We start from the raw sequence: 26,273 nt of genomic DNA on the forward strand, positions 1-26,273 counted from the left end.
CGCCCCCGTTTCGTGGCGGGGGCGGGCCCAGTACTGCTCGTCGAATTAGCGGACTTTCACGACGACCTTGCCGACGGCCTTGCGCTGGCCGAGGGCGTTGATGGCGTCGGCGGATTTCTCCAGGGGGAACACCTGGGAGACCAGCGGCTTGAGCTTGCCTTCGGCGTGCCAGGCGAACAGCTGCTGGAAGTTGGCCAGGTTGTCCTGGGGCTGGCGCTGGGCGAAGGAGCCCCAGAACACGCCGACCACTGCAGCACCCTTGAGCAGGGTGAGGTTCACCGGCAGCTCGGGGATGCGCCCGCTGGCGAAGCCGACCACCAGCAGGCGGCCGTTCCAGGCGATGGAGCGGATGGCTTCGTCGAACAGGTCGCCACCCACCGGGTCGTAGATCACGTCCGCGCCCTGGCCACCGGTGAGTTCCTTGACCTTCTCCTTGAGGCTCGACTCGCTGTAGTTGATCAGCTCGTCGGCGCCCGCGGCCTTGGCCACTGCCAGCTTCTCGGCGCTGCTGGCCGCGGCGATGACCTTGGCACCCATGGCCTTGCCGATCTCCACCGCCGCCAGGCCGACGCCACCGGAGGCGCCCAGCACCAGCAGGGTCTCGCCCGGCTGCAGGTTGGCGCGCTGCTTGAGGGCGTGCATGGAGGTGCCGTAGGTCATGCCGAAGGCGGCGGCGGAATTGAAGTCGATGCCCTTGGGGATCGGCATCACGTTGTAGCCGGGCACGGCCACCTGCTCGGCGAAGCTGCCCCAGCCGGTCAGCGCCATGACCCGGTCACCGGGCTTGAGGTGGGTGATCTTCTCGCCGACGGCGGCGACGGTGCCGGCCGCTTCGCCACCCGGGGAGAAGGGGAACGGCGGCTTGAACTGGTACTTGCCCTCGATGATCAGCGTATCGGGGAAGTTGACCCCGGCGGCATGCACGTCGATCAGCACTTCGTTCTTCTTCGGCTCGGGGCTGGCAACCTCTTCGAGCACCAGGGTTTCGGCTGGGCCGAAGGCTTTGCACAGGACGGCTTTCATGGACGCTTCCTCAACGTGGATGCCGGCGCGAAGGGCGCGGCAGGTTGGCCTGATGGCTTGGCAGTGTAGGTAGCCCGCCCGGTGGGTCAACGAGCATGGCCTGGCCTGATAGCCGTGCATAAGCGTCGGGCTTGGGCCGGCGAGCAGGTCTGGCTATGCTAGTTGCACGCTTATTCAGGAATCACACCCGTGAAAACCACCCTCGCACTGTTGCTGGCCCTGCTCATCCCCTTCGCCGCCCTGGCCAACGAGGAGAAGGAAGAACCCAAGGAGGGCGAAGCCCCGAAGATCGCCTACGTCGGCCTGACGCCAGCGCTGGTGGGCAACTACGGGGCGGGCCCCAAGCTGAAGTACTACAAGGCCGATATCTCCCTGCAGGTGGCGGGCGCGGACGCGGCCAAGTCTGTGGAGTACCACGAGCCGCTGATCCGCAATCAGCTGGTGATGCTGTTCTCCCAGCAGACCGACGACAGCCTGGCCACGCCGGACAGCAAGGAGAAGCTGCGCCAGGAAGCGCTCAAGCAGGTGCAGCAGGTGCTGCAGCAGGAAGAAGGCAAGCCTCTGGTGGACGACCTGCTGTTCAACAACCTGATCATCCAGCCCTGAGCTGACTGGGCCTGGGCTCGCGCTCAGCGCAGCGCGAGCACCGCCTGCCATTCCTCGTCGCGCACCGGCATCACCGAGAGGCGCGACCCCTTCTGCACCAGCGGCATCGCTTCCAGTGCCGCTTGCGCCTTCAGCGTCGCCAGCGGGATGACCGTAGGGAATGCCTCGACGAATTCGACGTCCAGGGCGCTCCAGGGGTTCTTCTCGTGGCTGGCCTTGGCATCGAAGTAGTGGCTTTGCGGGTCCAGGGCCGTTGGGTCCGGATAAGTGGCGCCGACGATGCGGGCGATCCCGGCGATGCCCGGTTCCGGGCAGCTGGAGTGGTAGAAGAAGAACAATTCGCCCTCCTGCATGGCACGCATGAAGTTGCGCGCCTGGTAATTGCGCACCCCGTCCCAGCGTGCACGGCCCAGCCGCTGCAGGTCATGGATCGACAGTTCGTCGGGTTCCGATTTCATCAACCAATAAGGCATGAACTTTGCTCCTGCCGTCCGGTCCTTGTCGCGGACGAAAAATCACCAACGGGCCGACGGTCGGCTGGCGTCATAAATTGCGTGTTCCCCATCGTTGCCGGAGAATGCCGCACTTTAAGCCGGATGCCGCCAGGCAGCCCATAATTAAAAGCACCCGCCGCAAGTCATCGCGGCACGTTTGCCTTGAAGGGGGAGGCAATCCGATGAAACGCAAACCCGATCTTCTCTGGGTACTGGTCATACTCTTCGGCCTGGGCGTGGTTACCACGGGTTACACCCAGAGCCTGTGGGAACAGCGCCAAGGCGCGCCGGTCAGCATCCAGCAGCCCTGATTTCCGAGGGCGCCGCAAGGAACGCGGCGCCGCTTCAGTTTCCGCGATACCAGTCCCCGTCCGTCACCGTCGCCTGCAGGCGCACATCCCAGCTGGCCAACGGCAAGCGATCCACCTTCTGGCATTCATGGGCCAGCCCCAGCAGCGTCGGCTTCTGCCAATTTTTGCGCCGCGCGCGGTACGCCAGGCTGCGGTCATAGAAACCGCCCCCCATTCCCAGGCGCCCGCCTTCCTCGTCGAAACCCACCAGCGGCAACAGCACCAGGTCGAGCGTCCAGACCGGCCGTTGCTGCGACTGATTGGCGCGGGGCTCGAGAATACGGAAGCGGTTGCGCACCAGGCGCTCGCCCGGGCGCAGACGCTGGAACACCATGCGCGTCGGCGGCCAGGCCTTGAGCACCGGCAGGTAGGTGGCCTTGCCGCGCTTCTGGGCCTCGCGCAGCAGCGGGCGCGGGTCGATCTCGCCGTCGGCCGGCAGGTACAGCGCCACATGGCGCGCACGGCGGAACAACGGATGCTGGGCAAGCTGGCGGTAAAGGTCGCGGGCGGCGCGTTGCTGTTCGAGAGGAGAGAGAGTGCGGCGTGTCTGCCTGAGTAGGCGCCGCAGGGCCGGGCGGGAGAGAGTGCCGGCGCTGATCATGAAGGGTACGACTCCCCGGTTATGCCGCTGTCGGTTTAGCCCTTGAACCCGAAAGTTCAAGGTGGAGGTTGCAGGAGGCGTTAAGGCTTTCCGTCAGGCGGACATGCACACCGGCCCCACTTACAACCCCCGTGGTTGTGCGTATCGGCTCAGGGACATCACCGACTGGCAAACACACCAGGGAGCTGCCGGCGAGTATACCCCAACAGAAGGCTCTGGCGTCAGGCTTCGTGTCCATCCGGATCAGCGGCGAGCGCATGATCGACACGTTCCAGCAGGTCGCGCACGCGCTCGCGGGTCGAGGTGGCTTCCTGGTCGAGGCGCTCCTGCTTGTGCAGCAGTTCGTGGGTGATGTTGAGAGCCGCCATCACGGCGACGCGGTCGGCGCCGATGACCTTGCCGCTGGTGCGGATCTCGCGCATCTTGCCGTCCAGGTAGCGGGCTGCGCTCTCCAGGTTGGCGCGCTCGTCCGAAGGACAGGCGATGCAATATTCCTTGTCCATGATGTGGACAGTGACGGTATTCGGCTGGGTCATGAATCCTGCTCCAGGGCTTTCAGGCGCGAAATCATCGCTTCGACCTTCTGCCGGGCCATTTCGTTCTTTTCGATCAGATGGGCGCGTTCTTCTTTCCAGGCTTTTTCAGCCGCCTGCAGTTGCCGGTTTTGCGACTTGAGCTGCTCAACGCGCTGGATCAGGAGCTCCAGCTTGGCGGTGAGGGCTTGCAGTTCCGCGTCTTCCATGGGCTCTCTACTTGGGCGATGAAGGGTCGGACTATATAGGAACGGCCCGATCCAGGGTCAAACCCGTCGGCGGCGGTCGATGGTCTTGGCGCGCGTGCCGATGCTAGGATACGAGGCCGTCATTCTAGTGATTGCGCCGTCTGGCGCCTAGCCACCCATGCCCAGTTCCAATTCCCCGTATTCCGCCTTCGCCACCCTGCTCGCCACCAGCGGTCAGCCCGTCTCTCCCGCCGAGCTTCATGGCCTCCTGCTGGGGCGTAGCTGCGCCGGCGCGGGCTTCGAAGCCGAGCCCTGGCTGGAGGATGCCGCCGAGCTGCTCGGCAGCGCCCCGCAGGACAACCTGCGCCAGGCCCTGATCGGCCTGCAGGAGATGGTCAAGGACGAACTCACCGGCAGCGAGATGGCTGTCGTGCTGCTGCTGCCCGACGACGAAACGCCGCTGGCCGATCGCGCCGCCGCCCTTGGCCAGTGGTGCCAGGGCTTCCTCGGCGGCTTCGGCCTGACCGCTCGCGAAGGCGCACTGTCCGGCGAGGCGGTCGAAGTGCTTCAGGACCTCGCCTCCATCGCCCAGGTGCAAAGCGCCCTGGAAGATTCCGAGGACGGCGAGACCGACTACATGGAAGTGATGGAGTACCTGCGCGTGGCGCCCCTGCTGTTGTTCAGCGAGTGTGCCCGCAAGCCCGCGCCGGTGGCTCCAGCGCCGAAAACCTCTCTGCATTGAACCCGCGTCACGGGCGCATGGGCGCCCCTTGGTAAGGAGCGCGCATGACCCGTATCCCGAAGTCCGAATTCGCCCGTCGCCGCAAGGCGCTGATGGCGCAGATGGTGCCCAACAGCATCGCCATCCTGCCCGCGGCGCCGGTTCACATCCGCAACCGTGACGTCGAGCACGTGTACCGCCAGGACAGCGACTTCCAGTACCTCAGCGGCTTCCCCGAGCCCGAGGCGGTGCTGGTGCTGATCCCCGGTCGCGAGCACGGCGAGTACGTGCTCTTCTGCCGCGAGCGTGACCCGGAGCGCGAGCTGTGGGACGGCCTGCGTGCCGGCCAGGACGGCGCCATCGGCGAGTACGGTGCCGACGACGCCTTCCCCATCGGCGATATCGACGACATCCTCCCCGGCCTCATCGAAGGCCGCGAGCGCGTCTACTACTCCATCGGCACCAACCCCGAGTTCGACCAGCACCTGATGGAGTGGGTCAACGTGATCCGCTCCAAGGCGCGCCAGGGTGCGCAGCCGCCGAACGAATTCGTCGCCCTCGACCACCTGCTCCACGACATGCGCCTGTACAAGTCGGCCGCCGAGGTCAAGGTCATGCGCGAGGCCGGCGAGGTCTCCGCCCGTGCCCATGTGCGTGCCATGCAGGCCGCCCGTGCCGGCCTCTACGAATACAGCCTGGAAGCCGAGCTGGAATATGAGTTCCGCAAGGGCGGCGCGAAGATGCCGGCCTACGGCTCCATCGTCGCGGCGGGCCGCAATGCCTGCATCCTCCACTACCGCGAGAACGACGCGCAGCTGAAGGACGGCGACCTGGTGCTGATCGACGCCGCCTGCGAGCTGGACTGCTACGCCAGCGACATCACCCGCACCTTCCCCGTCAGCGGCCGCTTCAGCCCCGAGCAGAAGGCCATCTACGAGCTGGTGCTGGCCTCCCAGGAAGCCGCCTTCCTCGAGATCGCCCCCGGCAAGCACTGGAACGAAGCCCATGAAGCCACCGTGCGGGTGATCACCGCCGGGCTGGTGGAACTCGGCCTGCTCCAGGGCGATGTCGCCGAGCTGATCGCCAGCGAAGCCTACAAACCCTTCTACATGCACCGTGCCGGCCACTGGCTGGGCATGGACGTGCACGACGTCGGCGAATACAAGGTCGGCGGCGAGTGGCGCGTGCTCGAGCCCGGCATGGCCATGACCGTCGAGCCCGGCATCTACATCGCCGTGGACAACCAGAACGTGGCGAAGAAGTGGCGCGGCATCGGCGTGCGCATCGAGGACGACGTGGTGGTGACCAAGAAGGGCTGCGAGATCCTCACCGATGGCGTACCCAAGACGGTCGCCGAAATCGAGGCCCTGATGGCCGCCGCACGTACCGAGGCCGCATGATGCAACGCACCCAACTGGCAATCATCGGCGGCGGCCTCGTAGGCGCCAGCCTGGCCCTGGCCCTGCAGGAAGGCGCCAAGGCGCGGGGCTGGAAGATCACCCTGATCGAACCCTTCGCCCCGGGCGACAGCTACCAGCCGAGCTATGACGCCCGCTCCTCCGCGCTGTCCTTCGGCACCCGGCAGATCTACGAGCGCCTCGGCCTCTGGCAGGCCATCGCCCGCCGCGCCGAGCCGATCCTGCAGATCCACGTGTCCGACCGTGGCCGCTTCGGCGCCGCGCGCCTGGCCGCCATCGAGGAGGGCGTCCCGGCGCTCGGCTACGTGGTGGAGAACGCCTGGCTCGGCCAGTGCCTGTGGCAGGCGCTGGATGCCGATGTGGTCACCTGGCAATGCCCCGCCGAGGTGGTGCGCATGGAGCCCCTGGCGGACGGCTATCGCCTCAGCCTCAACGATGACACCCAGCTCGATTGCGACCTGGCGGTGCTGGCCGATGGCGGCCGCTCCGGCCTGCGCGAGCAGCTGGGCATCGGCGTCAAGCGCAACCCCTATGGGCAGACCGCGCTGATCGCCAACGTCAGCCCCATGGAAGCCCATCGCGGCCAGGCCTTCGAACGCTTCACCGACGAAGGCCCGATGGCCATGCTGCCGGTGGCGGACAACCGCTGCGCGCTGGTCTGGACCCGCCCGGGCAAGGACGCCGAGCGCCTGTCGCGCCTCGACGACCGTGCCTTCCTCGCCGAGCTGCAGGAAGCCTTCGGCTACCGCCTGGGCGCCTTCAACCAGGTGGGGGCGCGGCACCTCTACCCGCTGACCCTGGTGGAAGCCGAGGAGCAGGTGCGCGCCAACCTGGTGGTGCTGGGCAACGCCGCCCACAGCCTGCACCCCATCGCCGGGCAGGGCTACAACCTGTCCCTGCGTGACACCGTGGCCCTGGCCGAAACGCTGCTGGCCAGCGAAGCGCCCCTGGGCGACTTCGCCACCCTGCAGCGCTACCTCGACAGCCAGCGCCTGGACCAGGACCTCACCGTCGGCTTCTCCGACCAGGTGACCCGCCTGTTTTCCAACAAGGAGCCGTTGCTGGCCAGCGGGCGCAACCTGGGGCTGCTCGGGCTCGACCTGCTGCCGCCCGCCAAGCGCTGGTTCGCTCGCCAGGCCATGGGCCTGGGCACCCGCCCCATCTGAGCCGCGTCATGCACGACCGTTCAATGGCGCGCAAGGCGCGCTTCCTGCGCTGGGCGCTGAACATCTACCCGCCCTACCTCGGGGCGGGTGTTCGCGTGCGGCAGATCAGCGCAGACTTCCGTCTGGTACGAGTCAAACTGGCGCTGGGCTGGTACAACCGCAACTACGTCGGCACCCAGTTCGGCGGCTCGCTCTACAGCATGACCGACCCCTTCTTCATGTTGATGCTGATGAACCTGCTCGGGCGCGATTACATCGTCTGGGACAAGGCCGCCAGCATCGACTTCGTCTCCCCCGGCAAAGGCCCGGTCTACGCCGAGTTCCGGGTCGACGACGGGTTGCTGGAGCGCATCCGCCAGCACACCGCTGACGGTGACAAATACCTGCCCGAGCTGCACGTCGACGTGCACGACGGCGAAGGCACCCTGGTCGCCAGGGTGCACAAGACACTCTATGTGCGGCTCAAGCCGCGCGCGCGGCAAGCCGCCTAAGGAATGCACATGCAAGCGGATCTGATCATCGTCGGTGCCGGCATGGTGGGCAGTGCCCTCGGCCTGGCGCTCAAGGACAGCGGCCTGGAGATCATCCTGATCGACGGCAGCCCCCTGAGCATCAAGCCCTTCGACGCCGAGGCCGCCTTCGAGCCCCGGGTCAGCGCCCTGTCCGTTGCCAGCCAGCGCATCCTCCAGCGCCTCGGCGCCTGGGACGGCGTCGCCGCGCGCCGCGCCAGCCCCTATGGCGAGATGCAGGTCTGGGACGGTTCCGGCACCGGCAACATCCACTTCTCCGCCGCCAGCGTGCATGCCGAGGTGCTCGGCCACATCGTCGAGAACCGGGTGATCCAGGAGGCCCTGCTGGAGCCCCTGCACGACAGCGGCGTCGGCCTGCTGCCCAATGCCCGCCTGGAAAACCTGCGCCGCTCCGGCGATGACTGGCTGCTGACCCTGGTGGACGGCCGCGAACTGCGCGCCCCGCTGGTGATCGCCGCCGACGGCGCCAACTCCGCCGTGCGCCGCCTGGCCGGCTGCGCCACCCGCGAGTGGGATTACCTGCACCACGCCATCGTCACCAGCGTGCGTTGCGAGCAACCGCACCGCCGCACCGCCTGGCAACGCTTCACCGACGACGGCCCGCTGGCCTTCCTGCCCCTGGACCGCCAGGGCGACGAGCACTGGTGCTCCATCGTCTGGTCCACCACGCCCGAGCAGGCCACGCGCCTCATGGCGCTGGACGACGAGGCCTTCCGCGTCGAACTGGGCAAGGCCTTCGAGCATCGCCTGGGGAACATCGAGGCCGCCGACCCGCGCCTGTGCATCCCGCTGCGCCAGCGCCACGCCAAGCGCTACGTGGAACCGGGCCTGGCACTGGTCGGCGACGCCGCCCACACCATCCACCCGCTGGCCGGGCAGGGCGTCAACCTCGGCTTCCTCGACGCTGCGGTGCTGGCCGAGGTGCTACTGCACGCCCATGGCCGTGGCGAGCGCCTGGCCGATGAACGTGTGCTCAGCCGCTTCGAGCGCCGACGCATGCCGCACAACCTGGGGATGATGGCGGCGATGGAAGGCTTCCAGCGCCTGTTCCAGGCCGACCCGCTGCCCCTGCGCTGGCTGCGCAACGCCGGGCTGGGCCTGGTGGACGGCCTGCCCGAGGCCAAGGCGCTGTTCGTGCGCCAGGCCCTGGGCCTGTCCGGCGACCTGCCGGAACTCGCCCGCGTCTGATCCCGGGCCGCGCTCGCGGCCCGTGCGAAACACCTCGTCATACAAAGCGGAGCCGGATGCCAACTGAGGTTTATTATCATCTGGCTCCTTTTTGGCTACCGCGAGGCATTCGCAAATGAAGGCGCGCAACTCCCTGCTCACGCTCCTGGCCGTCGGCCTGGGTGCCACCTCCGTCCAGGCGGCCGATGAAGTGGTGGTCTATTCGTCACGCATCGACGAGCTGATCAAGCCGGTGTTCGACGCCTACACCGCGAAGACCGGCGTCCCCATCACGTTCATCACCGACAAGGAAGCCCCGCTGATGCAACGCATCAAGGCCGAGGGCGAGAACGGCGTGGCCGACCTGTTGCTCACCGTGGACGGCGGCAACCTCTGGCAGGCCGAACAGATGGGCATCCTGCAGCCCTTCAGCTCCCCCGCCATCAAGGCCAACATCCCCGCGCAATACCGCTCCGGCAGCGACAGCTGGACCGGCCTCTCGCTGCGCGCGCGCACCATCGTCTACTCCACCGACCGGGTGAAACCGGAAGAGCTCTCCACCTACGAGGCCCTGGCCGACGCCAACTGGGAAGGCCGCCTGTGCCTGCGCTCCTCGAAGAAGGTCTACAACCAGTCGCTGATCGCCACCCTGATCGAGGCCCGCGGCGCCGCCGAGGCGGAGAAGGTGCTCAAGGGCTGGGTCAACAACCTGGCCACCGACCCCTTCGCCGACGACAACGCGGTGATCCAGGCGGTGGACGCCGGCCAGTGCGACGTCGGCATCGTCAACACCTACTACTACGGGCGCCTGCACCAGCAGAACCCGCAGCTGCGCGCCAAGCTGTTCTGGCCCAACCAGGCCGACCGTGGCGTGCACGTCAACCTCTCCGGCATCGGCCTGACCCGCCATGCGCCCCATCCCGAAGCGGCCAAGGCGCTGGTGGAGTGGATGACCACCCCCGAGGCGCAGAGCCTGTTCGCCGGGGTCAACCAGGAATTCCCCGCCAACCCGGCGGTGAAGCCTTCGGCCGAAGTGGCCGCCTGGGGGGCCTTCAAGGCTGATGACGTACCGGTGGAAGTCACCGGCAAGCGCCAGGCCGAAGCCATCCGCATGATGGACCGGGTCGGCTGGCACTGACCCCTCCACGGGGCGCTCACCCGGGCGCCCCGTGTCATCCCCCTTCCCGCTCTGCCCGAGAGTTCCGCTTGAAGCGTCCCGCCCAGTGCCGCTGGTACCCCGTCACCGTCGCCATCGCCGCCCTGGTGCTGCTGCCGCTCTGCGTACTGGTGCTGTCCTGGCACGAGGTGGACCGGGAGATCTGGGCGCACCTGTGGGACACCCAGCTGCCGCGCCTCCTGGGCAACAGCCTGGTGCTGGTGTTCGGTGTCGGCCTTGGGGTGACGCTGCTGGGCGTCAGCCTGGCCTGGCTCACCAGCCTCTGCGAGTTTCCCGGGCGGCGCTGGCTGGACTGGGCGCTGATGCTGCCCTTCGCCATCCCCGCCTACGTGCTGGCCTTCGTCTTCATCGGCCTGTTCGATTTCGCCGGGCCGGTGCAGAGCCAGCTGCGCGAGTGGTTCGGCAGCGGCGTGCGCCTGCCCCGGGTGCGCTCCACCGGCGGCGTGATCACCGTGCTGGTGCTGGTGTTCTATCCCTACGTCTACCTGCTGGCGCGCAGCGCCTTCCTGGCCCAGGGGCGCGGGTTGATGGAAGCTGCACGCACCCTCGGGCTCAGCCCCTGGCAGGCGTTCTGGCGCGTGGCCCTGCCCATGGCGCGGCCAGCCATCGGCGCCGGGCTGGCCCTGGCAATCATGGAGACCCTGGCCGATTTCGGTGCCGTCTCGGTGTTCAACTTCGACACCTTCACCACCGCCATCTACAAGACCTGGTACGGCCTCTTCAGCCTTGGCACCGCAGCCCAGCTGGCCAGCCTGCTGCTGCTCGGCGTGTGCCTGGTGCTCTACGGCGAACGCCGCGCTCGGGGCGTGACCCGGCCGGCCAGCGAACGGCCCCGTGGCGCCGCCCTGTATCACCTGCGCGGCGTCCGCGCCTGGGCGGCTAGCGCCTGGTGCGGCCTGGTGTTCGCCTGCGCCTTCGTCATCCCCCTGCTGCAGTTGCTTGCCTGGTGCTGGAAGCGCGGCCGTTTCGACCTCGACGAGCGCTACCTGGGGCTGGTCCTGCACAGCCTCTACCTGGGCGCCATGGCCGCGCTGATCACGGTCTCGGTGGCGTTGCTGCTGGTATTCGCCCGGCGCCTGGAGCCGACCCGGCCGATCCGCGCCGCCGTGGGCCTGGCCAACCTGGGCTACGCGCTGCCCGGCTCGGTGCTGGCGGTGGCCATCATGCTCGCCTTCAGCTGGCTCGACCGCGAGCTGGTGGTGCCGCTTTCCGGCTGGCTCGGTGGCGCCGGCAAGCCGCTGCTGCTGGGCAGCCTGACGGCGCTGCTGCTGGCCTACCTGGTGCGCTTCATGGCGGTGGCCCACGGGCCGCTGGAAGGCGCCCTGGCGCGCATCCGCCCGTCGCTGCCGGAGGCCTCGCGCAGCCTCGGCGTGGGTGGGCCGCGCCTGTTCCTGCGGGTCTACCTGCCGCTGCTGGTGCCCGGCGCCCTGAGTGCGGCGCTGCTGGTGTTCGTCGACGTGCTCAAGGAAATGCCCGCCACCCTGCTGATGCGTCCCTTCGGCTGGGACACGTTGGCGGTGCGCATCTTCGAGATGACCAGCGAAGGCGAATGGGCCCGCGCCTCGCTGCCGGCCCTGAGCCTGGTGCTGGTCGGGCTGCTGCCGGTCATCGGCCTGATCCGCCGTTCCGCCCGGGGCTTCGGGCGCTGAAACATGACGTGACCGCTGGGTCAGCCGTCGGGTGTCCAGTCTTCCGCCTTGCGGCTACAATGCGCGCCATTCGTTGCGGCGCGTCTGCTTGAAAGGGCGTCACGACCTGCCGTCGAGGCCACGGAAAGCCAGGCCCGACAAGGGTTCCAGCGCCCGTCCGCATCTTCGCCAAGCCCGGAAGGAGAAACCCATGGGACAGCGTACCCCCCTCTACGATCTGCACCTGGCGTTGGGGGCCAAGATGGTCGATTTCGGCGGCTGGGACATGCCGCTGCACTACGGCTCGCAAGTCGATGAGCACCATCAGGTGCGGACCGATTGCGGCGTCTTCGATGTGTCCCACATGACGGTGGTGGACGTAGCCGGCAGCCAGGCCCAGGCCTATCTCCAGCGCCTGCTGAGCAACGACGTCGAGCGCCTCAAGACCCCCGGCAAAGCCCTCTACAGCGCGATGCTCAACGAGCGTGGCGGCGTGGTCGACGACCTCATCGTCTACCTCACCACCAGCGGCTACCGCCTGGTGGTCAACGCTGCCACCCGCGACAAGGACCTGGCCTGGATGCACAAGCAGGCCGACGGCTTCGACGTGCGCCTCGACGAGCGCAGTGAACTGGCCATGCTTGCCATCCAGGGCCCCGCCGCGCGCCACCGCACCGCCGAGCTGGTGAGCAGCGCCCGCGCCTCCCTGATCCACGAACTCAAGCCCTTCCAGGGCCTGCCCGAGGGCGACTGGTTCATCGCCCGCACCGGTTACACCGGCGAGGATGGCCTGGAAATCATGCTGCCCCGTGACCAGGCGGCCGGCTTCCTCAACGAGCTGGTGGGCGCCGGTATCGCGCCCATCGGCCTCGGCGCCCGCGACACCCTGCGCCTGGAAGCGGGCCTGAACCTCTATGGCCAGGACATGGACGAAGACAATTCGCCCCTGGCCTCGAACCTGGCCTGGACCATCGCCTGGGATCCCGCCGGCCGCGACTTCATCGGCCGTGACGTGCTGGAGGCCCAGCGCGCCGGTGGTGCCCAGCCCAAGCTGGTCGGCCTGGTGCTGGAGGAGCGCGGCGTGCTGCGTGCCCACCAGGTGGTGCGGGTGGAAGGCGTGGGCGACGGTGAAATCACCAGTGGCAGCTTCTCGCCCACCCTGGGCAAGTCCATCGCCCTGGCCCGCCTGCCGGCGGGGACCTGCGAGCGCGCCGAAGTGGAAATTCGCGGTAAGTGGTACCCGGTTCGCGTCGTCCAGCCGAACTTTGTACGCAATGGCAAAGCCTTGATCTAAATTTTCCTGGCGGGCCGACCGCCGCCGTCCTTGAGGAGCCTGAACAATGAGCAATATCCCCGCCGATCTGCGTTACGCCCCCAGCCACGAGTGGGCCCGCCTGGAAGCCGATGGCAGCGTTACCGTGGGCATTTCCGACCATGCCCAGGAAGCCCTGGGCGACGTGGTCTTCGTCGAGCTGCCGGATGTCGGCAAGACCCTGGCTGCGGGCCAGGAAGCCGGTGTCGTCGAGTCGGTGAAAGCCGCTTCCGACATCTACTCGCCGGTTTCCGGTGAGGTGATCGCCGTCAACCAGCTGCTGACCGACTCCCCTGAAGAGGTCAACAACGATCCCTACGGCGCCTGGTTCTTCAAGCTCAAGCCGGCCAACACCGCCGAGCTGGACAAGCTGCTGGACGCCGCCGCCTACAAGGCATCCGCCGACTCCGACGCCTGACGCTACAGCGGCTCGCCGCCCCGCCCGGGGTGGCGGCCGATGCCCCTCCGGCCGGTCCTCCGACCAGCCGGCCGGCCATCCTGGAAATGCTTGCCTAAGCTTATTGGGCCATTTCCAGAGGCCGATCCCATGTCGCACATCCCCCGTTGTCCCAGCTGCAACAGCCTGACGCCTTCCTCCGCCGCCACCTGGGCCCGGACCAGGCCGAACAGCAGGCCATGCTCGACGCCCTCGGCCTCGCCGACCGCGATGAGCTCATCGTGCAGACGGTGCCACCGGCGATCCGCCTCAACCGCCCCCTGGAACTGCCCGCCGCCCTGGACGAAGAGGCTGCCTTGGCGAAACTGCGCGCCCATGCCCAGCGCAACGAGGTGTGGACCAGCCTGATCGGCATGGGTTACCACGGCACCCTGACTCCGGCGGTGATCCTCCGCAACGTGCTGGAGAACCCCGGCTGGTACACCGCCTACACGCCCTACCAGCCGGAGATCGCCCAGGGCCGCCTGGAAGCGTTGCTGAATTTCCAGCAGATGACCATCGACCTCACCGGCCTGGAGTTGGCCAGTGCCTCCCTGCTGGATGAAGCCACCGCCGCCGCCGAGGCCATGGCCCTGGCCAAGCGCGTGGCCAAGGCCAGGAGCAACCTGTTCTTCGCCGACCAGAATTGCCACCCGCAGACCCTCTCCGTGGTGCGCACCCGCGCCGAGGCCTTCGGTTTCGAGCTGGTGGTGGACGCGGTGGAGAACCTGCCCTCGCACCAGGTGTTCGGTGCCTTGCTGCAATACCCGGACACCCACGGCGAGATCCGCGACCTGCGCCCGCTGATCGAGCACCTGCACAGCCAGCAGGCGCTGGCCTGCGTCGCCGCCGACCTGCTCGGCCTGCTGCTGCTGACGCCCCCCGGCGAGCTGGGTGCCGACGTGGTGTTCGGCTCGGCCCAGCGCTTCGGCGTGCCCATGGGCTACGGCGGCCCCCACGCGGCCTTCTTCGCCACCCGCGACGAATTCAAGCGCGCCATGCCCGGGCGCATCATCGGCGTCTCCAAGGACGCCCGTGGCAACCTCGCCCTGCGCATGGCGCTGCAGACCCGCGAGCAGCACATCCGCCGCGAGAAGGCCAACTCCAACATCTGCACGGCCCAGGTGCTGCTGGCCAACATCGCCGGTTTCTACGCCGTCTACCACGGCCCGGAAGGGCTCAAGCGCATCGCCCAGCGCGTGCACCGGCTCACCGCCATCCTCGCCGAGGGGCTGGCACGCAAGGGCATGCAGCGGCTCAACCAGCACTACTTCGACACCCTCACCCTGGAGGTGGGCGGCAGCCAGACGGCGATCATCGAATCGGCTAAGGCGGCGCGCATCAACCTGCGCATCCTCGGTCGTGGCCGGCTCGGGCTGAGCCTCGACGAGACCAGCAGCGCCGCCACCGTCGAGCAGTTGTGGAGCCTCTTCCTCGGTGCCGACCACGGCCTGTCGGTGGACGAACTGGACGCCGGGGTGCTGGTGCCTGGAATTCCCGTCGAGCTGGCGCGCAGCTCGGCCGTGCTGCAGCACCCGGTGTTCAACACCCACCACAGCGAGACCGAGATGCTGCGCTACCTCAAGCAGCTGGAGAACAAGGACCTGGCGCTCAACCAGTCGATGATCCCCCTCGGCTCCTGCACCATGAAGCTCAACGCCACCAGCGAGATGATCCCCATCACCTGGCCGGAGTTCGCCGCCATCCACCCCTTCGCGCCGCTGGAGCAGACCCAGGGCTACCAGGCGATGATCGCCGAGCTGGAGGAATGGCTACGGGCGATCACCGGCTTCGACGCCATCTGCATGCAGCCCAACTCCGGCGCCCAGGGCGAATACGCGGGGCTGCTGGCGATCCGCAAGTACCATGAGAGCCGGGGCGAGGCGCACCGCAACATCTGCCTGATCCCCGCCTCGGCCCACGGCACCAACCCGGCCTCGGCACAGATGGCGAGCATGCGCGTGGTGATAGTCGAGTGCGACAAGGCCGGCAACGTCGACCTCGACGACCTCAAGGCCCGGGCGGCGGAGGCGGGGACGCAGCTGTCCTGCCTGATGGCCACCTACCCCTCGACCCACGGCGTGTACGAGGAGGGCATCCGCGAGATCTGCGAGGTGATCCATGCCCAGGGCGGGCAGGTCTACATGGACGGCGCCAACCTCAACGCCCAGGTCGGCCTGGCGCGCCCGGCGGACATCGGCGCCGACGTCTCGCACATGAACCTGCACAAGACCTTCTGCATCCCCCACGGTGGTGGTGGCCCGGGCATGGGGCCGATCGGTGTGCGCGCGCACCTGGCGCCCTTCGTCGCCAACCACCCGGTGATCGAGCTCAAGGGGCCGAACCCGGAGAACGGCGCGGTCAGCGCTGCGCCCTGGGGCAGCGCCAGCATCCTGCCCATCAGCTGGATGTACATCGCCATGATGGGCCCGCAACTGGCGGACGCCACCGAGCTGGCCATCCTCAACGCCAACTACCTGGCCAAGCGCCTCGGCAGCGCCTACCCGGTGCTCTACACCGGGCGCAACGAGCGGGTCGCCCACGAATGCATCCTCGACCTGCGCCCGCTCAAGGCGGAAACCGGCATCAGCGAGGAGGACGTGGCCAAGCGCCTGATGGACTACTGCTTCCATGCACCGACCATGTCCTTCCCGGTGCCGGGCACCCTGATGGTCGAGCCCACCGAGAGCGAGTCCAAGCACGAGCTGGACCGCTTCATCGAAGCCATGCTCGGCATCCGCGCGGAAATCGCCAAGGTGCAGGCCGGCGAGTGGCCGGCCGAGGACAACCCGCTCAAGCGCGCGCCGCACACCCTGGCCGACGTGGTGGGCCTCTGGGAGCGGCCCTACAGCATCGAGCAGGCAGTGACGCCCACCGCCCACACCCGGGCGCACAAGTACTGGCCCACGGTGAACCGCGTCGACAACGTCTACGGCGACCGCAACCTGTTCTGCGCCTGTGTGCCCCTGGAGGACTACCGCGAGTAGAGCATCTCTTTTAGAGGTGCCCAGCAGTCGCTCCCGCGCGCTGGGTTATTCGGCCTTGAGCTGCAGGCGTCCGAGCAGGCCGATCAGCAGTACGTTGAAGACGATCAGCAGCAGGCTGCTGGCCAGGCCGACGACGCTGATCAGCTTGGACGGGAGGAAATCGAAGACGCTGAAGTCGATCAGGGAAAGCACGCGCTCGCTGAACCAGAACAGGTCGATGACGATCATCAGGATCAGCACGATCTTCAGCGTGGGGATGGGGTTACCCATGGGGGACGTCCTTGTAGGTGAGAAGAAGGGGGCCGGTAGCGGTGACGCCGGCAGGAAGGTTGTGCCCGAGCGCCGGACTTCCCGCAAGCCCGGCGTTCACTGGATGCGGCCTGGGTAGCGCTTTCGAACCCCGGACAAGAAAGGGCCCCCAACCTGGCCGGGCTGGGGGCCCTCGATGCATTCCATGCCGCGCTGCAAGCGCCCGCGCCTGCGGGTTTCCCTTTATTCGTTGGCGAGGATGGCGGTCGCCAGTTCCTCGTCGCTGGCCTGGATGCCGGGGTTGTCGGCACGCACCTGCTTCAGCGCTGCTTCCAGGAAGGGGCCACGGATGGCGCCGTCGCTGGCGACGAAGCTGCTGGCATCTTCGCGGGCGGCGACGATCAGCTTGTGGTCCTTGAAGGTCACGTAGGTGGAGGCGGTGGTGGCGCCGGAGGACAGCACGTTGCGCCAGAAGGTATCCGCCATGGCCGAGCCAGCAGGGATGGCGGCCAGGGCGATGACAGCGGCAGCTACTGTGGTACGCATGGGATGACTCCAGGTTGTTGTGGGGGACCTGCAACTGAGATTCCGGGCGGCCCCGGGGAGTTCCGTATACAGGCCAAGTGGCCGCCGACCGGTCATGGCAGCTGGCCAGTGGTTCGGCCCGGCGGCCGCTATTCCCGCTTCAGCGCCGGGTCGTCGGGGTTGAGCTGCTCCAGCTCGGCGAGCAGGGCCTGCACCTTCTGGATCTGCCCCGCTTCGCGCCAGTAGCCGATCAGCGCCAGGCGTGCCTCGCGGTTGACGGGGTTGCTCTCCAATACCAGCTCCAGGCGGCGGCAGGCTTCCTCCAGCTTGCCGTCATCGTGCAGCGCGGCCGCCAGGGCGTGGCCGTAGCGGGCGTTGCCGGGTTCCAGGCGCACCGCTTCGCGGAACGCGGCGATGGCGGCCTGGCGCTCCCCCTTGCGCAGGGCCGCCTGCCCCTGGGCGTGGTGCAGCAGGGCTGCCTCGGGGTGTTCGCGCAGCGCCTCGGCCAGCACCTTCTGGCCCTCTTCCCAGCGGTAGTTGGCGTCGAGCCATTGCACCAGGGCGACCCGCGCGGGGAGGAAGTCGGGGTCGCGTTCGATGGCGGTGCGCAGGCGCCCTTCTACCTGGTCGGCGCGGCCGTTGCCCTGGTAGAGGGACGCCAGGTTGAGGTTGGCTTCGGCGCGCTCGGCCAGGCTCAGTTGTACCGCCTCGTATTCGGCGATGGCTTTGTCCCAGGCCTTCTCGTAGTTGCCCAGGCCGGTGCTGCCCATGCCCAGCAGGCCACGGGCGGCGATGATGCGCACGGCCCGCACCGGGTCGGTGAGCAAGGGCGCCAGCAGGTCGCGGCGCTGCTCGGGCGGCAACAGGGCGTTGACCGCGCGCACCGCCGCTTCGCGTACCTGGGGCGCGGCGTGGTTGAGGTCGTTGGCGGCCAGGTTCAGCGCGCGCTCGCTGGGGTAGCCGGGCAGCTCGGCGAGCAGGGTGGCGCGGCGGATGGCCGGCAGGTCGCCACGCTCCAGTTGCTGGAACAAGGCCCGCGAGGCGCCCGGGCGGCCGTTGCGGATCAGCGCCAGGCTCTCGTCGTAGCGGGGTGCCGGGTCCTTGCCCTGGGCGTACCAGTGTTCGAACTGCTCGGCCACGGCCTGGCCGGCGACATCCTTGTGGCAGCCCAGGCAGGCATCGGGGGTGCCCAGCTTCAGCGCGCGGCCCGGGTTGGGCAGGCTGAAGCCGTGGTCGTGGCGGTAGTCGTTGCCCAGCAGCGTCTTGCCCGGCATGTGGCAGTCCACGCACTGGGAGCCGGGTTGCCCGGCGGTATGGTGCAGGTGTTCGGGGGCCTCGTAGTCGCGTGCCTTCAGGCCCCTGTCGTCGATGCCGGCCACGGTGCTCTTGCCGCTGGGGTTGTGGCACTGGGTGCAGAGGCCGTTGCCCTCCACCCGCACGCCGCCGCTGTGGGGGTCGTGGCAGGTGCTGCAGCTGAGCCCGCGCGCGTACATGCGGCTCTGGGTGAAGGAGCCGTACTCGTAGACCTGCTCCTTGAATTTGCCGTCCAGCTCGTACAGCTCGCGGGTCAGCGCGCTGGGCAGGTAGTCGTCCATCAGGCGCTTGCCGAAGGCGTGGTCACCATCCAGGGGCACGCGGCGGGCGTGGCAGCGGGCGCAGGTTTCCACCTGCAGGCGGTTGCTGGTGCGGGCCAGGTCCAGGGTGAAGCCGGCCTGGGAGTGCAGGCCCTTGAAACGCGCCCATTCCAGGTGCAGGGAGGCCGGGCCGTGGCAGGCCTGGCAGCCGACGCCGGGGGCGGCCCAGTGGCTGGCGTAGGTACCGGTGGCGTCGTCATAGCCACGGACGTAGCCGGTGCTATGGCAGTCGATGCACTGGAAGTTGGCGTTCTGCGACGGCTTGCTCCAGTGCTGCGGGTTGCGGAAGTCGATGCCCTGGCCGGAGGCGAGGTGGAACCAGGCCTTCTTCTGCGTATCCCAGGCGATGCCGAAGGCCTGCAGGCGCCCGCCGGGGAGTTCCAGCAGGTACTGCTGCAGCGGCTCCACGCCAAAGGCGTAGGCCACCTTGAAGTCCGCCGGATGGCCGTCGGGGCCGGGGGTGTTGACCCAGTAGCCGTCGTCCTTGCGGAAGAAGCGCGTGCTTTCCCCTTCGGCCTCGAAGCGGGCGTCGTCGAAGTCCCCCTGCACCGAGCGCGGCGAGGCGTCCTGCATCGCCAGCTGATGGTGCGAGCCCTTCCAGGCCTTCGCCTGGGGCGCGTGGCAGGTACCGCATTGCTGCTCGTCGACCATCTGCGCCGGCCCCTGGTCCGCCAGGCTCGGCCCCGGGCCCCGCGTCGGCACGTAGGGCTTGCCGCCCTGCACCCACAGCCAGCCGCCCAGGCCCACCAGCAACAGCAGGGCGGCGAGCACGGGCAGGACGTAACTGGGGCGGCTGGGCGGACTCGCGGGGGAATCGGGGGCGTTCGGGTGTTTCGGCATGCAGACGTCCGCTGTGGTGCATGGACTCACGGAAGCACGCAGCTTCCGTGAATGCGCCCGAAGCTGTCAAACCAGCGCCGCTTGGCGCCCTGCCTTCCTTGCCGGCCAGGGCGACGCTCAGTGGCAGAGGCCCAGCAGGTGCGGCCGGTAGTGGCTGCCGGGTTCTGCGCTGATGGTGCAGAGGAAACTCAGCGTGGCCGGGGCATTCAGCCAGGTCATCTGCTCGAACAGGCGGGGTTCGGCGGTCACCTGCTGCACCAGGTAGCCCCGGTGCTGGTCACGCTCATCCTCGTTCTCAGGCTGCCTGGCGATGACCGCATAACACTGGTCCTGCCCCTCGACGACGTGACGATAGATACCGAGGCATAGAACGGTGAGTTGAAACTGCATGTCGCATCTCCTTATTGCGCGAGGGTGCCTTCGGGCACCTGCCCATCCGGGTCGATAGCACGTGAAAAACCTCCCCCCGCCCTGCGCGTCCATGTGGGGGCCATTGGACCGAGCCGACGGCCTGCGCTCTTCCTGGCGCTTGGCCGTTCTGGCGGCCGGGCCACAAGTGGATCATGGTCGCGCGCTCGGGCGGAGGGAGGGAAACCCGGGGCATCCCGCGAGCCACCGTCGGAGTGGCGTCCGAACGCTGGCGCAAAGGAGTGCCCTGGGGGCGCATACTACATATAGTAATTACGTCCTATAGCCTGTATTACATTGGGTTACTGGCCGCCGGCAATACGGCGCGTAATGTCGCGCCCATGAAGAAATGGAACCTGCTGGCCAAGGCCAGGATGAAAGATCTCGGTGTCACCCAGGAGCAACTGGCCGAACGCCTGCACGTGACCCAGGGCGCCGTGGCGCACTGGCTGGGAGGGCGCCGGGAGCCCGGGCTGAACCGGATCAACCAGATACTCGGCGCGCTGCACATGCCTCCGCTGAGCATCGGCGGGCAGGCCGTGCAGTCGTCCATGGCGCCCGACGATGGCAGGCAGGACGCAGACGCCCCGGATGGCGTGGCCCCTATGACCATCAGAGAATCGGATTCATCCCGCTACGAGTACGAGATCGAGCTTCCGCTGCTGCGCGAGGCCGAGGGCGATCCGGACCCGGCCTCCGCGCTGGAGGAATTGGACTACTCGGGAATTCGCTTCAGCCGACATGCCTTGAAGCAGCGCCAGATAGAACCGGAACAGGTGGCCTGCGTCATCGTCAGCGGCGACAGCATGGAACCCGTCTTTCCCGACGGCGCGGTCCTCGGCATCGACCGTGGGCGTTGCGAGGTGGTGGATGGCAAGGTCTATGCCCTGGTCGACGAGGGCATGCTGAGGATCAAGGTCCTGCACCGCCTTCCGGCCGGGCAGATCCGCTTGCGCAGCTACAAGCGCGAGGAATACCCCGACGAAGAGCGCCCCCTGGCCGGAATCCAGGTGATCGGGCAGGTGTTCTGGTCCTCGGTGCTCTGGTAACCCGCCCGCCCATCCCGCGCAACCGCTGCGCCTCCCCCTGTGCCCCGGCCTGCCTCAGCGGGCGTGATCCAGCAGCGCGTCATTGCGTTTCTTCAGCCCCGGGATACTGACCTGCAGTTGGTGCTTCACCCAGTTGCTGAAGGCCTGCACGGCAGGCCGTTCGGCTTTCAGTGGGTCGGCCACCAGGTAATAGCCGCGGTGGGAGTCGATGCTGGTTTCGAAGGGGCGCACCAGCAGTCCACGGGCCAGGGCGTCGCCACTGAGCAGGTTGTCGCCGATTGCCACGCCCTGGGCGGCGATGCAGGCCGACTGCGCGCAGTGGGCATCGGAGAAGACGATGCCGGTGGAGGCGTCGATGTTCGAGGCGCCCGCCGTGGCCAGCCAAACCCGCCAGTCGGTGTGATCGTTCATATGCAGCAAGGGCAGGGCACCCAGTTCCTGGGGGCTCTTGAGCCCGCCCTGGGCGTTGATCAGGCGCGGGCTGCACACCGGGAAGAAGCGCAGCGCGACGATCTGCTCCACCCACTGGTCCGGCCAGTCGCCGATGCCGTAGGCGATGAACAGGTCGGCACTGGTGTTGCTGGTGTCGTCTGGCGCCCGGGGCGAGATCACCTGCAACTGCACCTGGGGGTATTGGCGGTGGAAGGCGCCGATGTGGTGGCACAGCCAGTAGGTGGCGAAGCCCGGGTTGCAGCTCACGCAGAGCCGGCCGGAGACCTGCTGCTCGTCGAGCCCCAGGGCCGCCTCCTGAAGCGTGGAGAGCGCCCGGTGCACTTCCCGGGCGTAGCGCACGCCCTGGTAGGTGAGGCCGATGCCGCGGCCGATGCGCTCGGTCAGGGCGAAGCCGAGGCTCTGCTCCAGGCTGCTGACCTGGTGGCTGATGGCGCTGCGGGTGAGGCTCAGCTCGCGGGCGGCGGCGGAGACGCTGCCCAGCCGGGCGATGGCGTCCAGCGCGCGAATGGCGGTCATCGAGGGGAAGCGCATGGGGTCTCCTTCCGGGAGCGTGGCCAGGGGTTTGAATGTTGAGCTGAATTGAACAATACGGCAAAAACAATTCGATTGTTGTAGCGCGAGATTCACCAATACTGGGGGCCATTCCGCCGCGCTTTTTGGCCCGGCTTGCCCTCCGGCCCTGCGTCGGGAGCCCATACCCATAACAAGAGGTGCTCGCATGACCAGTTGCGCCCAGGCGCTCGTCCAGTTGCTCGAAGGCTATGGCGTGGAGACCGTTTTCGGCATCCCCGGCGTGCACACGGTGGAGCTCTATCGCGGCCTCGACGGCAGTCGCCTGCGTCATATCAGCCCGCGCCACGAACAGGGTGCCGGCTTCATGGCCGACGGTTACGCCCGTGCCAGCGGCAAGCCGGGGGTGTGCTTCATCATCACCGGCCCGGGCATGACCAACATCCTCACCGCCATGGGCCAGGCCTATGCCGACTCGGTGCCGATGCTGGTGATCTCCACCACCAGCCGCCGCGAGCACCAGCGCCTGGGCCACGGCTTCCTCCACGAGCTGCCGGACCAGCGCGCCATGGTCGCCGGCGTCTGTGCCTTCAGCCACACCCTGCAGCGCCCTGCGGAGCTGCCGGAAGTGCTGGCCCGGGCCTTCGCCCTGTTCCGCTGCGCCCGGCCCCGCCCGGTGCATATCGAAATCCCCCTGGATGTACTGGAGCTGCCCGCCGACGGCCTCGACCTGTGCCCCCGCGCGCTGCCCCAGGCCGCCGCCCCGGCACCCGCTGCCGTGGCCGAAGCCGCTGCCCTGCTGCAGCAGGCGCGCAAGCCGCTGATCCTCGCCGGCGGTGGCGCGCGCGGTGCCGGTGAGGCCCTGCGCACCCTGGCGGAGCGCCTGCAGGCACCGGTGGCGCTGACCACCAATGCCCGTGGCCTGCTGGCGCCGACCCACCCGCTGCTGCTCGACGGCGTGCAGTCATCCGCCCATGGCCGCGCCCTGTTCGCCGAGGCGGATGTGGTGCTGGCGGTGGGCACCGAACTGGGCGAGACCGACTACGACTTCTTCGGCCTCGGGCCCTTCTCGCTCGCTGTGCCGGTGATCCGCCTGGACATCGACCCGCTGCAGATCCTCGGTGTGCAGCGGGCCGAAGTCGGCCTGCTGGGGGATGCCGCTCTCGGCCTGTACGCGCTGCTGGAGGCGCTGCCCGGGGCCGTGCGCGACAGCGCTTGGGCCCTTGCCGGCGTGCGCCGGGTGAATGCCGCCGAACGGGAGGGCTGGAGCCCTCGGCAGCGGGCCATGCAAGCGCTGCTCGATACCCTGCGTGACAGCCTGCCGGCACCGGTGCTGGTGGGGGACTCCACCCAGCCGGTGTACCAGGGCGCGCTGGGCTACCGCGCCCCGGCTCCCGGCAGCTGGTTCAACGCCGGCACCGGCTACGGCACCCTCGGCTACGCCCTGCCGGCGGCCATCGGCGCCAAGCTGGCGCTGCCCGCGCGCCCGGTGCTGGCCCTGGCCGGCGACGGTGGCGTGCAGTTCTCCAGCGCCGAGCTGATCGCCGCCCGCGAAGCGGGGGTCGGGGTGCTGCTGGTGCTGTGGAACAACCACTGCTACGGCGAAATCCGCGACTACATGGTGGCCCGCGAGGTGCCGCCCCTGGGCGTCGACATCCTCGCCCCGGACTTCCCCGCTCTGGCCCGGGCTTGCCACGTGCAGCACCACGCGGTGCGCAGCCTGAATGGCCTGCGCGAGTTGCTCGGCAGCCTGGCCGACACCCGCGAACCGCACCTGATCGAGCTCGACGCCGCTGACTTCCTGCCGGCCTGAGCCCGTCGCCCTGACAACGAGGATTCCGCACATGCCCCACAAGCAGTTCGCCCTGGACTGGGTCGAGCGCCACGGCCAGCAGCTGTCCGACTGGCACCAGGTGATCTGGCATTTCGCCGAGCCGGCCTTCCGTGAGTACAAGTCCTGCGCCTGGTACGTCGAGAAGCTGCGCGAGGAAGGCTTCACCGTGGAAGAAGGCAGCGGCGGCATGCCCACCGCCTTCTGCGCCACCTTCAGCAATGGCGAGGGCCCGCTGCTGGCGACCTACGCCGAGTACGACGCGGTGCCGGGCAACTGCCAGGCCGCCACCACCCGGCAGATGCCCAGGGACGGCCTGTCGCGCTTCGCCCCCGGCCACACCGACCCCCATTCGGCGCTGGGCATCAGTGCCCTGGGCGGAGTCCTGGCGGCCAAGGCGGCGATGCTGGCGTTCGGCATCCAGGGCACCCTCCGCTTCTTCGGCGAGCCGGCGGAAAAGCTGCGCGCCTCCAAGCCGGTGCACGCCGCCAAGGGCTATTACGACGACCTCGACGCGGCCATCAGCTTCCACCCCACCTACATGCTGCCGCTGAACAACACCACCACCTGGGACACCCACTGCGGCATCGCCTACGCCTACATCTACAGCTTCACTTGCGCTGACCCGCAGAACTGGATCGCCGCCGACAGCTACAGCCCGATCCCGCAGAACCACCTGGCCGCGCGGGCGCCGGGCGCCAACGACGCGCTGGTGCACTTCTACACCCTGAACGAAAGCCTGCGCCGCTCGACCCTGCCGTTCACCGGCCTGTGGAGTTACAACGAGGCGATCCTCACCGCCGGCCAGGCCACCGCCGACAACCTGCCGCCGCACCTGGCGCAGATCCAGTACCTGCTGCGCTGCGACTCCATCGAGCAGGCCGAGACCGTCGCCAAGGTGATGGACAACAACGCCGCCGCTGCCGCCCTGGCCACCGGCTGCCAGTGGAAGAAGACCTGGGTGTGCAAGTCCCGTGGCGGCCTGGCCAACCACGTGCTGGCCCAGGCCACCTACGACAACCTCGCCGCCATCGGCGCGCCGCGCTGGGGCGAGGAGGCCATAGCCGTGGGCCGCGAGATCCAGGCCAACCTGGGCCTGGAGCCCATGGACCGGCCCTTCCTCCCGGCCACCGAGGAACTGATCGAGCCCCAGGAATGCGAGCGCCAGCTGCGCCTGCAGATGCCGGCCTGGCAGAAGCACCTGACCTCGGACGACTACCCCGAATACACCTGGCATTGCCCCACCGTGCGCCTGCTGGTGGCCCGGCCGATGCTCTCGGCCCCCGCGGGCTACGTCTACCCGGATTGGGTCGCCAACGCCCTGGGTGGCATCCGCGAAACCATCGACCCGATGGTCCAGGTGGCCGCCAGCACCATCGCCGCGACCCTGGTCGACCTGTTCACCCGGCCCGAGCTGCTGGCGGCGGCCAGGGCCGAGTTCGAGCAGCGCACCGGCGGCGGCATCGGTGGCGAACAGTGGCAGGCGCCGCTGCTGCCGAAGGACTTCCAGGCACCCCATCGCTTCCGCTGGCCGGAGTACATCCGCACGGTGCGGGGCGAAGAGTGGTGGATTCCCGCACGGGACGACGAATGATGGGGAGCAACGAGATGAACCCGATACCTGCCGCCGCCGTGGCGACGACTTCACCCGTGGTCGCCATCGACGACCTGCACAAGAGCTACGCCGAGCACCATGTGCTCAAGGGCATTTCCCTGGAGGCCCGCGAGGGCGACGTGGTGTCGCTGATCGGCGCCAGCGGCTCGGGCAAGAGCACCCTGCTGCGCTGCATCAACCTGCTGGAGATCCCGGATGCCGGCAGTCTGCACATCAACGGCGAGAAGGTGGCGCTCAAGCGTGACCGCGCCGGCCACGGTCGCATCGGCGACCCGCGCCAGGTGGAGCGCCTGCGCACCCGCCTGAGCATGGTGTTCCAGAACTTCAACCTGTGGCCGCACCGCACGGTGCTGGAGAACGTCATCGAGGCGCCGGTGCATGTGCTCGGCGAAAAGCGCCAGGACGCCATCGGCCACGCCGAGCACCTGCTGGAGCGGGTGGGCCTGGCGGAGAAGCGCGACGTCTACCCGGCCTTCCTCTCCGGTGGCCAGCAGCAACGCGTGGCCATCGCCCGGGCGCTGGCGGTACGGCCGCAGGTGCTGCTCTTCGACGAGCCGACCTCGGCCCTCGACCCCGAGCTGGTGGGCGATGTGCTGCGGGTGATCCGCGGCATCGCCGAGGAGGGCCGGACCATGATCCTGGTCACCCACGAGATGGCCTTCGCCCGGGACGTTTCGAGCCAGGTGGTGTTCCTCCACCAGGGCCGCATCGAGGAGCAGGGCCCACCTTCCCAGGTGCTGCTGGACCCGCGCAGCGAGCGCTGCCGGCAGTTCGTGATGGCCCAGGACAACCGCTGAACCCTTAGCCAATACAAAAAACACA

Annotated in this window: 26 protein-coding genes and 1 other RNA gene; 16 read left to right on the forward strand and 11 right to left on the reverse strand. The window is 68.3% G+C overall.

The annotated features are described in order from the left end of the window. Window positions 1–45: 45 nt before the first annotated feature. The gene (locus tag PSm6_RS11330) at window positions 46–1,023 is read right to left on the reverse strand and encodes an NADPH:quinone oxidoreductase family protein (protein ID WP_021218209.1); all 978 of its coding nucleotides are present in this window, start codon (window positions 1,021–1,023) and stop codon (window positions 46–48) included. Between the two features lie 189 nt (window positions 1,024–1,212). Between PSm6_RS11330 and PSm6_RS11335 the strand changes: the two genes are divergently transcribed. After that, window positions 1,213–1,629 carry a flagellar basal body-associated FliL family protein gene (locus PSm6_RS11335; RefSeq protein ID WP_021218210.1) on the forward strand — a complete coding sequence of 139 codons (417 nt, stop codon included), beginning with the start codon at window positions 1,213–1,215 and terminating at the stop codon, window positions 1,627–1,629. A gap of 23 nt (window positions 1,630–1,652) precedes the next feature. Here PSm6_RS11335 and PSm6_RS11340 read toward each other — a convergent pair whose 3' ends face one another. Further along, window positions 1,653–2,102 carry an EVE domain-containing protein gene (locus PSm6_RS11340; RefSeq protein WP_265170229.1) on the reverse strand — a complete coding sequence of 150 codons (450 nt, stop codon included), beginning with the start codon at window positions 2,100–2,102 and terminating at the stop codon, window positions 1,653–1,655. A 203-nt stretch (window positions 2,103–2,305) separates the two neighbouring features. Here PSm6_RS11340 and PSm6_RS11345 point away from each other — a divergent pair, with 203 nt between their 5' ends. Then, entirely contained in the window at window positions 2,306–2,434 is a 129-nt protein-coding gene (locus PSm6_RS11345) for a hypothetical protein (protein WP_021218212.1), read from the forward strand. 34 nt (window positions 2,435–2,468) lie between these two features. Here the strand turns inward: PSm6_RS11345 and PSm6_RS11350 are convergent, their stop codons facing one another. The 4 genes from PSm6_RS11350 to PSm6_RS11365 all read right to left on the reverse strand — a co-directional run bounded on the left by PSm6_RS11350 (window position 2,469) and on the right by PSm6_RS11365 (window position 3,816). After that, window positions 2,469–3,074 (reverse strand): 5-formyltetrahydrofolate cyclo-ligase, encoded by a 606-nt coding sequence (locus PSm6_RS11350; RefSeq protein WP_043244233.1) that lies wholly within the window; start codon window positions 3,072–3,074, stop codon window positions 2,469–2,471. 8 nt (window positions 3,075–3,082) lie between these two features. After that, window positions 3,083–3,261: non-coding RNA, 6S RNA (gene ssrS / locus PSm6_RS11355), on the reverse strand. A 34-nt stretch (window positions 3,262–3,295) separates the two neighbouring features. Further along, on the reverse strand, window positions 3,296–3,610 hold the full coding sequence (locus PSm6_RS11360; RefSeq protein WP_021218214.1) for a cell division protein ZapA: 315 nt from the start codon (window positions 3,608–3,610) through the stop codon (window positions 3,296–3,298). Continuing rightward, window positions 3,607–3,816: a TIGR02449 family protein gene (locus PSm6_RS11365; protein WP_021218215.1), complete on the reverse strand. Its 210-nt coding sequence runs from the start codon at window positions 3,814–3,816 to the stop codon at window positions 3,607–3,609. Before PSm6_RS11365 ends, PSm6_RS11360 begins: the two co-directional genes overlap by 4 nt. Window positions 3,817–3,973: 157 nt before the next feature. Between PSm6_RS11365 and PSm6_RS11370 the strand changes: the two genes are divergently transcribed. The 10 genes from PSm6_RS11370 to gcvP all read left to right on the forward strand — a co-directional run bounded on the left by PSm6_RS11370 (window position 3,974) and on the right by gcvP (window position 16,337). After that, window positions 3,974–4,537: a YecA/YgfB family protein gene (locus tag PSm6_RS11370; RefSeq protein WP_043244232.1), complete on the forward strand. Its 564-nt coding sequence runs from the start codon at window positions 3,974–3,976 to the stop codon at window positions 4,535–4,537. 44 nt (window positions 4,538–4,581) lie between these two features. After that, on the forward strand, window positions 4,582–5,916 hold the full coding sequence (pepP, locus tag PSm6_RS11375; RefSeq protein WP_265170230.1) for a Xaa-Pro aminopeptidase: 1,335 nt from the start codon (window positions 4,582–4,584) through the stop codon (window positions 5,914–5,916). Then, window positions 5,916–7,100: a 2-octaprenyl-6-methoxyphenyl hydroxylase gene (ubiH, locus tag PSm6_RS11380; protein WP_043244252.1), complete on the forward strand. Its 1,185-nt coding sequence runs from the start codon at window positions 5,916–5,918 to the stop codon at window positions 7,098–7,100. The genes pepP and ubiH overlap by 1 nt, the downstream gene beginning before the upstream one ends. Before the next feature lie 8 nt (window positions 7,101–7,108). Beyond that, entirely contained in the window at window positions 7,109–7,591 is a 483-nt protein-coding gene (locus PSm6_RS11385; RefSeq protein ID WP_184488304.1) for a DUF4442 domain-containing protein, read from the forward strand. Window positions 7,592–7,600: 9 nt separating this feature from the next. Then, the gene (locus PSm6_RS11390; RefSeq protein ID WP_184488305.1) at window positions 7,601–8,818 is read left to right on the forward strand and encodes a 2-octaprenyl-3-methyl-6-methoxy-1,4-benzoquinol hydroxylase; all 1,218 of its coding nucleotides are present in this window, start codon (window positions 7,601–7,603) and stop codon (window positions 8,816–8,818) included. 115 nt (window positions 8,819–8,933) lie between these two features. Then, on the forward strand, window positions 8,934–9,935 hold the full coding sequence (locus PSm6_RS11395) for an extracellular solute-binding protein (RefSeq protein WP_265170231.1): 1,002 nt from the start codon (window positions 8,934–8,936) through the stop codon (window positions 9,933–9,935). A 68-nt stretch (window positions 9,936–10,003) separates the two neighbouring features. Continuing rightward, entirely contained in the window at window positions 10,004–11,623 is a 1,620-nt protein-coding gene (locus tag PSm6_RS11400; RefSeq protein ID WP_265170232.1) for an ABC transporter permease, read from the forward strand. 190 nt (window positions 11,624–11,813) lie between these two features. Next, window positions 11,814–12,896, forward strand: a complete 1,083-nt coding sequence (gcvT, locus tag PSm6_RS11405) for a glycine cleavage system aminomethyltransferase GcvT (RefSeq protein WP_265170233.1) — start codon at window positions 11,814–11,816, stop codon at window positions 12,894–12,896. Window positions 12,897–12,942: 46 nt separating this feature from the next. After that, a complete protein-coding gene (gene gcvH / locus PSm6_RS11410) occupies window positions 12,943–13,332 on the forward strand; it encodes a glycine cleavage system protein GcvH (RefSeq protein WP_021218224.1) in 390 nt (129 codons plus the stop codon). A 110-nt stretch (window positions 13,333–13,442) separates the two neighbouring features. Then, complete coding sequence (gene gcvP, locus PSm6_RS11415; protein WP_265170520.1) at window positions 13,443–16,337, forward strand: aminomethyl-transferring glycine dehydrogenase; 2,895 nt, start codon at window positions 13,443–13,445, stop codon at window positions 16,335–16,337. 45 nt (window positions 16,338–16,382) lie between these two features. Here the strand turns inward: gcvP and PSm6_RS11420 are convergent, their stop codons facing one another. The 4 genes from PSm6_RS11420 to PSm6_RS11435 all read right to left on the reverse strand — a co-directional run bounded on the left by PSm6_RS11420 (window position 16,383) and on the right by PSm6_RS11435 (window position 19,975). After that, window positions 16,383–16,607 (reverse strand): hypothetical protein, encoded by a 225-nt coding sequence (locus PSm6_RS11420; RefSeq protein ID WP_021218226.1) that lies wholly within the window; start codon window positions 16,605–16,607, stop codon window positions 16,383–16,385. Window positions 16,608–16,829: 222 nt separating this feature from the next. Further along, a complete protein-coding gene (locus tag PSm6_RS11425; RefSeq protein ID WP_021218227.1) occupies window positions 16,830–17,132 on the reverse strand; it encodes a DUF2388 domain-containing protein in 303 nt (100 codons plus the stop codon). Between the two features lie 128 nt (window positions 17,133–17,260). Continuing rightward, window positions 17,261–19,585 carry a multiheme c-type cytochrome gene (locus PSm6_RS11430; protein WP_043244225.1) on the reverse strand — a complete coding sequence of 775 codons (2,325 nt, stop codon included), beginning with the start codon at window positions 19,583–19,585 and terminating at the stop codon, window positions 17,261–17,263. Window positions 19,586–19,702: 117 nt separating this feature from the next. Further along, window positions 19,703–19,975 (reverse strand): hypothetical protein, encoded by a 273-nt coding sequence (locus tag PSm6_RS11435; protein WP_021218229.1) that lies wholly within the window; start codon window positions 19,973–19,975, stop codon window positions 19,703–19,705. Window positions 19,976–20,334: 359 nt separating this feature from the next. Here PSm6_RS11435 and PSm6_RS11440 point away from each other — a divergent pair, with 359 nt between their 5' ends. Next, window positions 20,335–21,042 carry an XRE family transcriptional regulator gene (locus tag PSm6_RS11440; RefSeq protein WP_021218230.1) on the forward strand — a complete coding sequence of 236 codons (708 nt, stop codon included), beginning with the start codon at window positions 20,335–20,337 and terminating at the stop codon, window positions 21,040–21,042. A gap of 54 nt (window positions 21,043–21,096) precedes the next feature. Here PSm6_RS11440 and PSm6_RS11445 read toward each other — a convergent pair whose 3' ends face one another. Further along, window positions 21,097–22,026: a LysR substrate-binding domain-containing protein gene (locus PSm6_RS11445; RefSeq protein WP_021218231.1), complete on the reverse strand. Its 930-nt coding sequence runs from the start codon at window positions 22,024–22,026 to the stop codon at window positions 21,097–21,099. A 187-nt stretch (window positions 22,027–22,213) separates the two neighbouring features. On the opposite strand from PSm6_RS11445, the gene PSm6_RS11450 reads away from it, so the two are divergent. From PSm6_RS11450 to PSm6_RS11460, 3 genes are read left to right on the forward strand one after another with little or no spacing between them, the layout of a single operon-like run. Further along, entirely contained in the window at window positions 22,214–23,818 is a 1,605-nt protein-coding gene (locus tag PSm6_RS11450; RefSeq protein ID WP_265170234.1) for a 5-guanidino-2-oxopentanoate decarboxylase, read from the forward strand. A gap of 31 nt (window positions 23,819–23,849) precedes the next feature. After that, window positions 23,850–25,430 carry a zinc-binding metallopeptidase family protein gene (locus PSm6_RS11455; RefSeq protein WP_043244869.1) on the forward strand — a complete coding sequence of 527 codons (1,581 nt, stop codon included), beginning with the start codon at window positions 23,850–23,852 and terminating at the stop codon, window positions 25,428–25,430. Between the two features lie 14 nt (window positions 25,431–25,444). Next, the gene (locus PSm6_RS11460; protein WP_043244909.1) at window positions 25,445–26,248 is read left to right on the forward strand and encodes an ABC transporter ATP-binding protein; all 804 of its coding nucleotides are present in this window, start codon (window positions 25,445–25,447) and stop codon (window positions 26,246–26,248) included. The last annotated feature ends 25 nt before the right edge of the window (window positions 26,249–26,273 follow it).

Origin of the sequence: Pseudomonas solani (assembly GCF_026072635.1) — a bacterium.
GTDB classification, from domain to species: domain Bacteria; phylum Pseudomonadota; class Gammaproteobacteria; order Pseudomonadales; family Pseudomonadaceae; genus Metapseudomonas; species Metapseudomonas solani.

Bases quoted from the DNA above. Each gene is read 5' to 3' on its own strand.
- PSm6_RS11330 (WP_021218209.1), bottom strand. From the start codon at position 1,023: ATGAAAGCCGTCCTGTGCAAAGCCTTCGGCCCAGCCGAAACCCTGGTG.
- PSm6_RS11340 (WP_265170229.1), bottom strand. From the start codon at position 2,102: ATGCCTTATTGGTTGATGAAATCGGAACCCGACGAACTGTCGATCCAT.
- PSm6_RS11345 (WP_021218212.1), top strand. From the start codon at position 2,306: ATGAAACGCAAACCCGATCTTCTCTGGGTACTGGTCATACTCTTCGGC.
- PSm6_RS11350 (WP_043244233.1), bottom strand. From the start codon at position 3,074: ATGATCAGCGCCGGCACTCTCTCCCGCCCGGCCCTGCGGCGCCTACTC.
- PSm6_RS11360 (WP_021218214.1), bottom strand. From the start codon at position 3,610: ATGACCCAGCCGAATACCGTCACTGTCCACATCATGGACAAGGAATAT.
- PSm6_RS11365 (WP_021218215.1), bottom strand. From the start codon at position 3,816: ATGGAAGACGCGGAACTGCAAGCCCTCACCGCCAAGCTGGAGCTCCTG.
- PSm6_RS11370 (WP_043244232.1), top strand. From the start codon at position 3,974: ATGCCCAGTTCCAATTCCCCGTATTCCGCCTTCGCCACCCTGCTCGCC.
- pepP (WP_265170230.1), top strand. From the start codon at position 4,582: ATGACCCGTATCCCGAAGTCCGAATTCGCCCGTCGCCGCAAGGCGCTG.
- ubiH (WP_043244252.1), top strand. From the start codon at position 5,916: ATGCAACGCACCCAACTGGCAATCATCGGCGGCGGCCTCGTAGGCGCC.
- PSm6_RS11385 (WP_184488304.1), top strand. From the start codon at position 7,109: ATGCACGACCGTTCAATGGCGCGCAAGGCGCGCTTCCTGCGCTGGGCG.
- PSm6_RS11390 (WP_184488305.1), top strand. From the start codon at position 7,601: ATGCAAGCGGATCTGATCATCGTCGGTGCCGGCATGGTGGGCAGTGCC.
- PSm6_RS11395 (WP_265170231.1), top strand. From the start codon at position 8,934: ATGAAGGCGCGCAACTCCCTGCTCACGCTCCTGGCCGTCGGCCTGGGT.
- gcvT (WP_265170233.1), top strand. From the start codon at position 11,814: ATGGGACAGCGTACCCCCCTCTACGATCTGCACCTGGCGTTGGGGGCC.
- gcvH (WP_021218224.1), top strand. From the start codon at position 12,943: ATGAGCAATATCCCCGCCGATCTGCGTTACGCCCCCAGCCACGAGTGG.
- PSm6_RS11420 (WP_021218226.1), bottom strand. From the start codon at position 16,607: ATGGGTAACCCCATCCCCACGCTGAAGATCGTGCTGATCCTGATGATC.
- PSm6_RS11425 (WP_021218227.1), bottom strand. From the start codon at position 17,132: ATGCGTACCACAGTAGCTGCCGCTGTCATCGCCCTGGCCGCCATCCCT.
- PSm6_RS11430 (WP_043244225.1), bottom strand. From the start codon at position 19,585: ATGCCGAAACACCCGAACGCCCCCGATTCCCCCGCGAGTCCGCCCAGC.
- PSm6_RS11435 (WP_021218229.1), bottom strand. From the start codon at position 19,975: ATGCAGTTTCAACTCACCGTTCTATGCCTCGGTATCTATCGTCACGTC.
- PSm6_RS11440 (WP_021218230.1), top strand. From the start codon at position 20,335: ATGAAGAAATGGAACCTGCTGGCCAAGGCCAGGATGAAAGATCTCGGT.
- PSm6_RS11445 (WP_021218231.1), bottom strand. From the start codon at position 22,026: ATGCGCTTCCCCTCGATGACCGCCATTCGCGCGCTGGACGCCATCGCC.
- PSm6_RS11450 (WP_265170234.1), top strand. From the start codon at position 22,214: ATGACCAGTTGCGCCCAGGCGCTCGTCCAGTTGCTCGAAGGCTATGGC.
- PSm6_RS11455 (WP_043244869.1), top strand. From the start codon at position 23,850: ATGCCCCACAAGCAGTTCGCCCTGGACTGGGTCGAGCGCCACGGCCAG.
- PSm6_RS11460 (WP_043244909.1), top strand. From the start codon at position 25,445: ATGAACCCGATACCTGCCGCCGCCGTGGCGACGACTTCACCCGTGGTC.